This is a genomic window from Halopolyspora algeriensis, from assembly GCF_003337235.1.
GTDB classification, from domain to species: Bacteria; Actinomycetota; Actinomycetes; order Mycobacteriales; family Pseudonocardiaceae; genus Haloactinomyces; species Haloactinomyces algeriensis.
Map to the genome: position 1 here is coordinate 663,441 of NZ_QPJC01000002.1, position 11,131 is coordinate 674,571.

General features: G+C 69.3%; 9 protein-coding genes and 1 pseudogene. 2 read left to right on the forward strand and 8 right to left on the reverse strand.

Annotated elements, in window-relative coordinates:
- Nucleotides 1–254: 254 nt before the first annotated feature.
- Entirely contained in the window at nucleotides 255–1,340 is a 1,086-nt protein-coding gene (locus DFQ14_RS06330) for an LLM class flavin-dependent oxidoreductase (RefSeq protein ID WP_114452074.1), read from the reverse strand.
- Between the two features lie 258 nt (nucleotides 1,341–1,598).
- Between DFQ14_RS06330 and DFQ14_RS06335 the strand changes: the two genes are divergently transcribed.
- Nucleotides 1,599–2,567, forward strand: coding sequence for a ring-cleaving dioxygenase (locus tag DFQ14_RS06335; RefSeq protein ID WP_114452075.1), 969 nt, complete (start codon nucleotides 1,599–1,601; stop codon nucleotides 2,565–2,567).
- A gap of 232 nt (nucleotides 2,568–2,799) precedes the next feature.
- Here the strand turns inward: DFQ14_RS06335 and DFQ14_RS06340 are convergent, their stop codons facing one another.
- From DFQ14_RS06340 to DFQ14_RS06360, 5 genes are all read right to left on the reverse strand, one after another.
- Nucleotides 2,800–3,837 carry a cytochrome d ubiquinol oxidase subunit II gene (locus DFQ14_RS06340; protein ID WP_114452181.1) on the reverse strand — a complete coding sequence of 346 codons (1,038 nt, stop codon included), beginning with the start codon at nucleotides 3,835–3,837 and terminating at the stop codon, nucleotides 2,800–2,802.
- 8 nt (nucleotides 3,838–3,845) lie between these two features.
- Nucleotides 3,846–5,216, reverse strand: coding sequence for a cytochrome ubiquinol oxidase subunit I (locus tag DFQ14_RS06345; protein WP_114452076.1), 1,371 nt, complete (start codon nucleotides 5,214–5,216; stop codon nucleotides 3,846–3,848).
- A gap of 43 nt (nucleotides 5,217–5,259) precedes the next feature.
- Complete coding sequence (locus DFQ14_RS06350) at nucleotides 5,260–6,336, reverse strand: type III polyketide synthase (protein ID WP_114452183.1); 1,077 nt, start codon at nucleotides 6,334–6,336, stop codon at nucleotides 5,260–5,262.
- Nucleotides 6,333–7,481 carry an acyl-CoA dehydrogenase family protein gene (locus DFQ14_RS06355; protein WP_246195543.1) on the reverse strand — a complete coding sequence of 383 codons (1,149 nt, stop codon included), beginning with the start codon at nucleotides 7,479–7,481 and terminating at the stop codon, nucleotides 6,333–6,335. Before DFQ14_RS06355 ends, DFQ14_RS06350 begins: the two co-directional genes overlap by 4 nt.
- A gap of 63 nt (nucleotides 7,482–7,544) precedes the next feature.
- Nucleotides 7,545–8,270, reverse strand: a complete 726-nt coding sequence (locus tag DFQ14_RS06360) for a methyltransferase domain-containing protein (protein ID WP_246195393.1) — start codon at nucleotides 8,268–8,270, stop codon at nucleotides 7,545–7,547.
- 26 nt (nucleotides 8,271–8,296) lie between these two features.
- On the opposite strand from DFQ14_RS06360, the gene DFQ14_RS06365 reads away from it, so the two are divergent.
- Nucleotides 8,297–9,133, forward strand: a complete 837-nt coding sequence (locus DFQ14_RS06365; RefSeq protein WP_114452077.1) for a UbiA family prenyltransferase — start codon at nucleotides 8,297–8,299, stop codon at nucleotides 9,131–9,133.
- Nucleotides 9,134–9,208: 75 nt separating this feature from the next.
- Here the strand turns inward: DFQ14_RS06365 and DFQ14_RS06370 are convergent, their stop codons facing one another.
- The gene (locus tag DFQ14_RS06370; RefSeq protein ID WP_114452078.1) at nucleotides 9,209–10,705 is read right to left on the reverse strand and encodes a sodium-dependent transporter; all 1,497 of its coding nucleotides are present in this window, start codon (nucleotides 10,703–10,705) and stop codon (nucleotides 9,209–9,211) included.
- 252 nt (nucleotides 10,706–10,957) lie between these two features.
- Nucleotides 10,958–11,131: pseudogene (locus DFQ14_RS22220) on the reverse strand (succinate--CoA ligase subunit alpha); the annotation flags it as partial.

Here is an 11,131-nt window from a genome sequence, read left to right on the forward strand (position 1 = left end):
GTGTGGGTTGGCTTGCGTGGGTGGTGCGGTAGCGGAACCTCAGACGCCGCCTCGGCTCCGGGATTCGGCACATCGAGCAGTGACTACGCCACGTGCCGTCTGTCCTCGGGAGGCGACGCCTGAGAACCCGCGGCGGTGCCGGCTGCGTGCATGACTGAAAGCGGCTGACGCCGCTTGCCTGGCGACCGGTACGGCTGAAATCGGGCTACTACCTTTCCTCGTACCCATCCGTGCGAGCACTGAGGACCCGTCGATCACTCGCTTCCGGCGGTTGCCGCCGCGCGGAGGCTGTCGTGGGTGGGGGCGTCGGGAACGTGGGCGGGCTTGCGCGCGTCGAATTCCTTGCGCAGCACGGGCACGACTTCCTCGCCGAGCATGTCGAGCTGTTCGAGCACGGTCTTCAGCGGCAACCCGGCGTGATCGACCAAAAACAGCTGGCGCTGGTAGTCGCCGACATAGTCGCGGAACGTCAGCGTCCGGTCGATGACCTGCTGTGGACTGCCCACCGTCAGCGGCGTGTGCTCGGTGAACTCCTCCAGCGACGGGCCGCCGCCGTAGACCGGAGCGTCGTTGAAGTACGGGCGGAACTCGTTCCACGCGTCCTGCGAGCGGTGCCGCATGAACACCTGGCCCCCCAGCCCGACGATGGCCTGATCGGCCCTGCCGTGCCCGTAGTGCTCGAACTGAGACCGGTACAACTCGACCATCCGCTGGGTGTGCTCCTTCGGCCAGAAGATGTGGTTGTGGAAGAAGCCGTCCCCGTAGTAGGCCGCCTGCTCGGCGATCTCCGGGCTGCGGATGGAGCCGTGCCAGACGAACGGCGGCACCCCGTCCAGGGGGCGCGGGGTGGAGGTGAAGCCCTGCAACGGCGTGCGGAAGTTGCCCTCCCAGTCGACGACGTCCTCGCGCCACAAGCGATACAGCAGGTGGTAGTTCTCGATGGCCAGCGGGATGCCCTGCCGGATGTCCTGGCCGAACCACGGATACACCGGTGCCTGGTTGCCGCGGCCCATCATGAGATCCGCCCGGCCGTCGGCCAGGTGCTGCAGCATCGCGAAGTCCTCGGCGATCTTGACCGGGTCGTTCGTGGTGATCAGCGTCGTCGACGTGGACAGGATCAACCGCTCGGTGCGGGCGGCGATGTAGCCGAGCATCGTCGTCGGCGACGAGGGCACGAACGGCGGGTTGTGGTGCTCGCCGGTGGCGAACACATCCAGCCCCACCTCCTCGGCCTTGAGCGCGATGGCCATCATCGCCTTGATCCGCTCCGCCTCCGACGGTGTCCGGCCGTTGGTCGGATCCGGCGTGACGTCACCGACGGTGAAAACTCCGAACTGCATGCTCACCCTTCCGCAAACCCTGATCGCCTGATAGTGCAATTTTCAACCAATGGTCGGAACCCCGGCAGACGGGTGGGTTATTCCTCCTCGCCCCGGAGAGTCGCGAAGCCGGAAACCACCGCGCTGCCGTCCGGTGCCCGCGCACGCCGTTGCCGGACATCGGGGCCGGTGCCAGACTCGGAAGGTCCGCGAGGGCGCGGCGCCGGTCGAGCGGATACCGCCGGTGACGCGCCGGCACGAGGGCGCGAAGGAGCCGGCATGCTGAGCCACTCTCCGGGGATCCACCACGTCACCGCGATCGCCACGGACCCGCAGCGCAACGCCGATTTCTACCTGCAGGTACTGGGGTTGCGGATGGTCAAGAAGACGGTCAACTTCGACGCTCCCGAGACCTATCACCTGTACTACGGCGACGAAGCCGGTGACCCCGGCACGATCCTGACGTTCTTTCCCTGGCCGGACGCACCCCCGGGACGGCGCGGCACCGGACAGGCGACCACGACCTCGTTCTCCGTTCCGGAAGGGGCGCTGGGCTGGTGGAAGCAGCGCCTGGAGGAGCTGGACGTGGCGGTACAGCAGGTGCAGACCCGGTCCGGGGAGGACGCGCTGAGCCTGCACGATCCCGACGGGCTGCTGATCGAACTGGTGGCACACCCCGAAGCCGATCCGCGCCCGCCGTGGGCGCAGGGGCCGATCCCCACCGAGCACGCCATCCGCGGCCTGCATTCGGTGACGCTGACCGAAAGCGGATACGAGAACACCGCCGGGCTGCTCACCGAGACCCTGGGATTCCGGCTGGTCGAGGAGTCGGCCGACCGGTTCCGGTTCGCCACGGGCCCGGGCGGGTCCGGCGCGTTCGTCGATCTGATCTGCCACCCCGAGGCCCAGCGCGGCCTGGTCTCGGCCGGGACGGTCCACCATGTCGCCTGGCGAACACCGAACGACGACGACCAGGCCGACTGGCGGGAGGAACTCCTCGGCCGCGGTCTCGACGTCACTCCGATCATGGATCGGCAGTACTTCCACTCGATCTACTTCCGCGAACCCGGCGGCGTCCTGCTCGAACTCGCCACCGACCCGCCGGGGTTCGACATCGACGAACCGCTGCTGGAACTCGGTCGGGCTCTCAAGCTTCCCCCGTGGCTGGAACCGCAGCGGGAGGCGATCGAGCAAGCCCTGCCCCCGCTGCAGGTTCCCGAGGCCGCCCACCGGAGCACTCCGACCTGATCAGGAGTGCTTTCATGATCGGCCTGGCGCGGTGGTCGGTGAACCGCCTTCTCAGATGGCGTCCTTCCAAGAGAAGGGGTTGCCCAGCGTTGAAGGCCACATCAGGTAGCGACTCTCCATCACGTGGCCCCCTGCCTTGCAATCCATCCATCTGAAAAGCCGGAGCCGGTCGGTTTGCTCAGGCTGATCACTCGTGCAAAACCATGCTGCAAGGACCCGTTAGGCAACTCCCTCAGCCGGCCCGGGAACCTCGCTCCTCGGTACCGAACTCCTCGTGGTGGCCGCGCTGGAAGGTGGCATAGAGCCACCACAGCGAGGGAATCAGCAGCACGGCGCCCACCGCGAGAGACACGAGAGTCGCCCCCAGCACGGCCTCGGTGGCGGCTGCCTCTTCGAGGGTGACTCCGGGCAGCAGGTAGGGATACTGGCCCACGCCCCACCCCCACAGCAGTCCGGTGACGGCCAGCGCGGCGGTGAGGCGCACCGCGAGGTAGGCACGCCACCACAGCAGCAGCAGTGATGCCACTCCGGAGACGATGGAGACCACCAGCAGGGGTAGGGCGCGGCCGGAGGTCAGCGCGACATACAGGTCGGGGGCGTCGGCACGCAGGACGAAGATCCCGGCCAGGGACAGCGCCCCCACGATCACCCCCGTGATCAGTGCTCTCCGGCGGAAGGTCTCCGCCAGGGCGTGGTCGCCCTGACGCTGGGCGTCCCGCGTGAGATACACGGCCGCGAGGTAGGCGGCCACCCCGACGGCCAGTGCTCCGGTGGCCGCGGAGGTCGGGTTGACCCAACTGGACACGAGATCGCCCTCGGCGATCCCGGCAGGCACCCGGCCGGAAGCGATCCCCCCGGCGACCGCACCGAGAAAGTAGGGCGTGACCAGCGACGAAAAGGCGAAGGTCGCTCCGAACAGCCGTTGCTGCCACAGCTCCGTGCTGGCCTTGCGGAAGGCGAACGCCGCGCCGCGGGCGATGATGCCGAGCGCGACCAGGGTGAGCGGGATGTAGAGGGTCGAGGCGATCGCGGCGAACACCGCGGGAATCCCGGTCCACATCATGACGACGACGAAGATCAACCAGACGTGGTTGGCCTCCCATACGGGGCCGATGGAGTGCTCGACCAGCGTGCGTTGTCCGCGCCCACGCTCGGTACCGCCGGCGAGCAGGTCCCACACGCCCCCGCCGAAATCGGCGCCGCCGAACAGGACGTAGGCGGTCAGACCCACCCACAGGACCGCCACCGTTGTCTCGGGAAGCAGCGACATCGCAGCCCTCACACCACCGGATAGTCGGTGACGTCGCGCTCCTGCGGAGCGGTGGGCACGGGTGTGCTCCGGGCGAGCCGGCGCAGGACGTAGACCGTCGCCACGGTGAGCACGAGGTACACCGCCGCCACCAGGAGGAAACCGTAGACGAGACCGGGTGCGGGATTGACCGCCTCGGCGGTGCGCAGGATGCCGTAGACGGTCCACGGCTGGCGCCCCACTTCGGTCGTCGTCCACCCCGCTTCCAGGGCCACCGCCGCCGCGGGCCCGGCCAGCACGGCGGCACGCAGAAACCACCGCGACTCGGGGATCGCACGCCGCCGCCTCCAGACCCACAGCATCCACACGCCCAGAACCAGCAGAGCCAGGCCGATGGCGACCATGATCTGGAACGCCCAGTGCGTGATGTTCACCGGCGGCCATTGGCTCGGCGGAACCTCCTCGAGGCCGAGGATCCGCGCATTCGGGTCCCAGTGCGCCAGCAGGGACAGGCCGTACGGGATCTCCAGCGCGTAGCGCATGATTCCGTCGATGGCAACGCCACCGATGTGCAGCGGCACTTGCCGTTCGGTGGCGAAAACGCCTTCCATGGCGGCGAGCTTGACCGGCTGGTTGCTCGCGACGAAATGCGCCGCCCAGTCCCCGACCCCGATCTGCACCGGTGTGATCGCGGCGGCGACGGTGAACGGAATCAGGAACCCGAGCCGGTGATAGCGGTCCCGGCGGCCCCGCAGCATCGCGAAGGCGTACACGCTGGCCATGCCGAAACCGGCCACCATGAACGCGGCGAGAATCATGTGCACCGTCTGGGGTGGTGTGGCCGGGTTGAACATCGCCGCCCAGGGCTCGACAGCGACCACTCGTCCCTGCTCGAGCTCGAAGCCGGTGGGCTGGTTCATCCACGCGTTCGCCGTGACCACGAAGAACGCGCTCGCCACCCCGGCGATGACGATGGGAATGCCCGTCAGCATGTGCAGGCGGGGCGGCATGCGGTCCCAGGCGTAGAGGTAGAGGCCGAGAAAGATCGCCTCGATGAAGAAGGCGATTCCCTCCAGCGCGAAGGGAAGGCCGATCACCTGCCCGAACGTGCCCATCAAGCCCGGCCACAGCAGTCCCATCTCGAAGGACAGGATCGTCCCGGACACGGCACCGACCGCGAACAGCACACCCATCGCCCTGGCCCACCGCCGAGCCAGGAGCTGGTAGGCCACCTCGCCGGTACGGTTGCCCCTCCACTCCGCCAGCAGTGTGATCGCGGGCATGCCGACCCCGAAACACGCGATGATGATGTGCCAGCCCAACGACAGCGCCATCTGGGTGCGAGCGGCGAGGAGATCGATCGGGCTCGCCGCGGCGGCGAGCACCTCGGAGTCCACCATGCACCTCGCTTTCTTCCGGAACGCATTCCTGCCGGGTCGGCGATCACGCCGTGCCGGGACCGGCCGACAGGAGCGCTGCGTAGAGGGTCAGCCCCGGTCCGAAGGCCATCGCCACCACCGGTCCTCCCTGCTCGAGTGCGCCGCGGTCGACCAGGGCATCGAGGACCAGCAGCACCGTCGGCGAGGAACAGTTGCCCCGCTCGGCCAGAACCGACCGTGACGCGGCGAGCGCGTCGGCGGGCAAATCCAGCTCACTTTCCACCGTGTCCAGAATCGCCGGCCCTCCCGGGTGCACCGCCCAGGTCCGCACGTCCGCCACCTCCAGCCCGTTCCTGCCCAGCAGGTCGCAGATCATCGGGCGCACGTGCTGGGCGAGCACAGCAGGCACCTTGGGAGACAATCCCATGCGGAACCCGAAGTCGGTGACCTCCCAGGTCATGTGATCACTGGTGGCCGTGTCGGTCACCGCGGCGAGGTCGACCAGCTGCAGTGTCGGCCGGCGCGTTCCCGCTCCGGCCGGCGGGTCCGGGACCAGCACCAGGGCCGCCGCCGCGTCACCGAACAGGGCATGGGACACCATCTGCTGCGGGTCGTCGGTGGGTGGCTGCACGTGCAGTGACGTCAGCTCCAGGCACAGCAGTACCGCCGGGCGCTGCCGGGCGACGACGAAATCGGCGACGCTGCCCAGCGCGGGCAGCGCCGCGTAGCACCCCATGTGGCCGATGAGCAGCCGCTGCACGTCGGAACGCAGGTTCAGCGCCGTGGCCAGCCGGATATCGAGGCCGGGTGTGCTGTAGCCGGTGCAGGAGACGACGGTGACCAGCCCGACCTCCTCGGCGGCCACTCCGGCCTCGGCCAGGGCCACCGTGGTCGCACGCTGCCCCAACGGTTCGGCTTCTGTCACGTAGCGCCGCATCCGCTGTTCGGTCGACCAGCCGGACAGATCCTCGGCGAGCGGGTCGGCCACGGTGTGCCTGCGGCGCACCCCGGAACCGGCGAAGATCCGTTCCGCCACGCGGCTGCCCGCGAAATGGTTGCGGAAGAAGCCGTCCCAGAGCGTCTGCTGGCCGGCGGCCGCCTCGGGCAGGGCCGTACCGATCCCGGTGATGGTGGCGCTCACCACCGCGGCACCTGCGCGTCCTGTTCCGGATCGCCGTCCAGGGCGGCAATGCCCAGCCAGTCCGCGCACACATCCGACGTCGCCGGTTGCAGCGCTCCGCACCGAGCATCCCGATAGATTCGCTCCAGCGGGTGTCCGCGCCGGGTGGCCGAGGTCCCCGCAGCTTCGAGTATCGACGAGGCCACCTCGGCGGCGGTGTCGCCGGCCACCAGCTTGGCCCGCCACACCCACCGGTTGGTCTCGGTTGTTCCCGGTTCCTCGGCCACCCGGCGAGCGGCCTCGGCCACGACCAGGTCGGCCTCCGCCACCGCGGCGTCCGCGCGGCCCATGCGTGCGCGCACCGCGGGCAGGGTGTGCAACTCGCGGGCGCGCAGGTGTGCCGCTCCCTCGCGCACGGCGGAACGGGCCACACCCGCATAGACCGCGGCATAGGAGGCAACCAGCCACTGCGGCATCACCTGGGCCATCAGCACCGACAGGCCCTCGACCCCGCCCAGCAGGGCCTCCGGTCCGACCTCGGCATCGAGGTGCAGATCGTGGCTGCCGGTCGCTCGCATTCCCATCGAGTCCCATGTCGGCTCCACCTGCACCCCCCGCTGCCCCGGCACCAGGAAGTAGGACACCTTCGGCTCGGTGGCGTCCGCGTCCTTGGCGGCGACCAGGTAGGCATCGGCATGCCCGGCACCGGAGACGAAAGCCTTGCTGCCGGTGATGTGGAAACCGGCGCCGACCCGGCGGTAGCAGGTCGTGATGTGCGAGAGTCGCGATCCTGCGCCGCGCTCGCTCATGGCCACGCTGTACAGGGCGCCGTCCGCCGCGTCGGAGAGCACCCGGTCCCGCATGGCCGGAAAGTCCTCGGGGCCACCGAGCCGACGCACCATTTCCTCCGGGGTGTGTGCCAGCGCGCCGGTCACCGAGGCGTGCATGTTGAAAATCAGTGCGGTGGATCCCGCACCGGCGGCCAGCTCGGCTGCCACCGCCGCGTAGTCCGCGAACGAGGCGCCGCGACCACCCAGCCGCACGGGGGTCATCAGGCCCAGGAGGCCGTGGGCGCGCAGCTCCTCGATATCCGCGGTCGGGAACGAGCCGGACAGATCGTGCTCGCTCGCGCGCTCGGCCAGCCGGGGCGCCAGCAGGCAAGCCAGCGTGTGCGCGGCGGCAGGATCGGCCGGCGCCGGCGCATCGGGGACGGTCTCGGACACCGGCAATCACTCCTCCTTGCGGCCACATGCCTGGAACAGCACCGCCGTGGTGGGCGCCGGCACCATCCGTACCGCGTTTCGCCGCCCGGCGGCCCAGGCCAGCAGGTCGGTCATCGACGGGCGGATCCCCCACAGCGCCGGCCGCACACCGTGCCGGGCGCATTCCGCGCGGAGCGCGGCGCGATCGACCAGCAGGGCCGGATCGTGGATGCCGGTGGGGGCCATCCCCGGTACACGTTCGGCCACGGTAATGGCCAACCAGCGGCTCAGCGCGGTGGCGGCCAGGGTGTCCAGCACCAGCAGCCCGCCGGGACGCAGCAGCCGACATGCCTGCGCCACGGCACCGGGCAGGTCGTGGACGTGTTCGAGGATCTCCCCGGCGACGACCACGTCGGCACATCCTTCGGCCAGCGGCACGGCGAGCACATCACCGCGCACCGCCTGCACCCCGTGCTGCCCGGCCTGGCGCAGCGCCGACGGCGACAGGTCCACCCCGATGTGCCGATATCCCTTGCCCGCCAGGTGCGGAGCGAGCAATCCCGCACCACAGCCCAGATCCACCAGCACCGCACCCGGCCTCGGAGCCGGAGGCACCAGCCGGCCACGGGCCGCGGCCAGCCAGTGCAACATCGCGAACGCCCCGTGCGGCCGCCACCACTGGTCGGCCAATGCCTCGTACAGAGCGGGGTCGTTGCGCGGCTCGGCTGCCGTACGCGCCAGAGGGTGCGGCACAGCCTCACCCTGGCACACTCCCTGTCATGCGGCATCTCGCGCGGACAGCGCCGGCGCTGGTCCGAGCCTGCCACCCGCAGCCGACGCTGGCGGTGACCGCGGTGGCCACGGGCCTGGCCGTGACGTCCGGACGGGCCACCGGCGAACTGATCGTGGTCGCCGCGGCCATCCTGGCGGGCCAGCTCTCGGTGGGGTGGCTCAACGACCTGGTCGATGCCGGGCGGGACGCCGTGGTGGGCCGTGCGGGCAAACCGGTCGCAACAGGACAGTTGTCCCGAACAGCGGTTCTGGTCGGTGTCCTCGTCGCCGCGGCCTGCGCCGTGCTCCTGTCGCTTCCCTCGGGCTGGCCCGCCACGGTGGCGCACCTGGCCGCCCTGGTCTCGGCATGGTCCTACGATCTCGGTGTCAAGGCCGGGGCACTGTCGGTGCTGCCCTACGCGGTGTCCTTCGGTCTGCTGCCCGCGTTCGTGGTACTGGGTCTACCCGGGACTCCCCTCCCGCCGCTGTGGCTGCTCACGGCTGCCGCGCTGCTGGGTGCCGGGGCGCATTTCGCCAACGTTCTGCCCGATCTGGACGACGATCTCGCCACCGGGGTGCGTGGTCTCCCGCACCGGATGGGGCCCACCGGAAGCCGGATCGCGGCCGCCGGGCTGGCGCTGAGCGCCTCGGTGGTGCTGGTTCTCGGTCCGTCCGGCGGGATGTCCGGATGGGGCCTGCTGGTGCTGCTCACCGCCGCGTCGGCCATCGCCGTCGGGTTGATCCTGGCGCTGCGCCCGGGTTCGCGATCGGTTTTCCAGGCTTTTCTCCTCGTCGCGGTCATCGACGTCGCACTGCTCGTCACCGGCGGAGTGAACCTTCGTTGACGGTGCCTTCCGGCGGTGCCCGTACCGGTCGAGCCCTCCTGACCGTCGGCAGGCCCGGGCTCGACGGGCGCGGGTTCACGATCTCGGGTCGCTGTCCGTCACGGCTCCGGCATCGCCGAAGGAATCCGGGCTCATCGGACCCGCATCGATCCTGCCTGCCAGATAGCGGTTGAGCAGCAGCATGACGACAGCCAGGGCGCCCCATTGCAGGAGCAGTGTGCCCAGGCTGAACGTCTGGAACGGGTTCCACCAGTCCGCGACACCGCTGACCGACTGCAGGATCCACCAGCCGAACAGGACGACGAACATCACCGGGAACGCGTACAGGCACGCGTTCCACCACCGACCGACACGGAAGTCGCTGACCTCGTCGACCTCTCGCCGGGCCCGCTCCACCCCGTACTTCAGCATGGCCATCGCGGCACACAGCCCACCGAGCAGCAACCCGATGCCCCACACGTTGTCCTGATTGGTCAGGAAGTCCACGCTGTATGCCGAGGGGATGCCCGCGACGAAGGCGACACCGACCACCCAGGGGACCGCACGTCTGCGGGTCATTCCCATGTCCATGACGTTGCGGGTCGCCAGCTCGGTCATGGCGATGAGGCTCGAGACCCCGGCCAGGAACAGGGCGAGGAAGAACAGCACGGCGAAGAACACTCCACCGGGCATCCGGCCGAGCAGCTCGGCGAAGTAGATGAACGCCAGTCCCTGATTGCCCGCCCCGGCCGCTTCGGCGGCGAACTCGGCACCCCGGAACGCGAAAACCGCGCAGAGTACCGCCGCCCCGGCCATCAACGAAGCAAGGAGATTGGCGGCGCACACGATGGCCGCATTGAGTCCCAGATCCTCGCGGCGCCGCATGTAGACCGCGTAGGTCAGGTACAGTCCCCACCCCGCACCGGTCGAGAAGGCCATCTGGGTGAACGCCTGCAACCACACCTCGGCCTCGCCCAGCCGTGTCCATTCGGGCACGAACATGTATCGCAGACCGTCGACGGCACCCGGCAAGGTGATCGCGCGGGCGACCAGGACGGCCAGGATGACGAACAACGCGGGAATGACGACCTTGAGCAGGGACTCGAATCCCCCCTTGAGACCACGGTAAACGACCATGCCCACCAGCAGCAGGGACAGTGCCTGGAAACCGATGGTCTGCGCCGGGCTGGAAACGAATTGGTCCCACACCGCCTGGGTGTCCGTTCCCGGTTGGAACGTCCCGGTGAGCGCATGGATCGTGTACCGCAGCGCCCATCCGCACACCACCGCGTAGTAGAACAGGATTCCCACGGTGATGAAGCCCATGTAGCCGCCCAGCCAGGCGAACTTCCTGCCCATGAAGTCACGGAAGGCGCCCACGGTGCCGAGTCGAGCCCTCGAACCGAGCAGCGACTCCGCCATCAGGATCGGAATGGCCCATATCAGATTGGCGACGACGAGGGCGATCAGGAATGCACCGCCGCCCCATTCACCGACGACGCGGGGAAATCGCCAGAGGTTGCCGGTCCCCACGGCCATGCCCACTGCGGCGGCGACAAACGTGAATCTGCTCTTGAAGACCTCGTGTGCCACGACGGAGACCTACTTTCCACTCGGGAGCCGCTCGACCGTCGAGCAACCGCGGCGTGGTTGGGCGGAATGGTTCTTCATCGCAACAATCGGGTCAAGAGTCGAGGCTGTCACGCAACGGATGAACCCGGCGCCTCGCACGCTCACAGCATGTCGTGCACCGCTTCCACCGCGCGAGAGAAGCCGCACCCGGTTTGCCTGCCACACGCGATCACCTCGCCGGTGGCAGCGCACCGGCGAGGCAGCCGCGCACCGTCATGCCAGGATTTTGCGCATCAGCTGCGCGGTGGCGCTGGGGGTTTTGCCGACCTGGACGCCGGCGGCTTCCAGCGCCTCCTTCTTCGCCTCGGCGGTTCCTGAGGAGCCGGAGACGATGGCGCCGGCGTGGCCCATGGTCTTGCCCTCGGGAGCGGTGAAGCCGGCCACGTA

What these genes read in the sequence shown, in the direction of transcription:
- DFQ14_RS06330 (WP_114452074.1), bottom strand. Translation starts at nt 1,340, where the DNA reads ATGCAGTTCGGAGTTTTCACCGTCGGTGACGTCACGCCGGATCCGACC.
- DFQ14_RS06335 (WP_114452075.1), top strand. Translation starts at nt 1,599, where the DNA reads ATGCTGAGCCACTCTCCGGGGATCCACCACGTCACCGCGATCGCCACG.
- DFQ14_RS06340 (WP_114452181.1), bottom strand. Translation starts at nt 3,837, where the DNA reads ATGTCGCTGCTTCCCGAGACAACGGTGGCGGTCCTGTGGGTGGGTCTG.
- DFQ14_RS06345 (WP_114452076.1), bottom strand. Translation starts at nt 5,216, where the DNA reads ATGGTGGACTCCGAGGTGCTCGCCGCCGCGGCGAGCCCGATCGATCTC.
- DFQ14_RS06365 (WP_114452077.1), top strand. Translation starts at nt 8,297, where the DNA reads ATGCGGCATCTCGCGCGGACAGCGCCGGCGCTGGTCCGAGCCTGCCAC.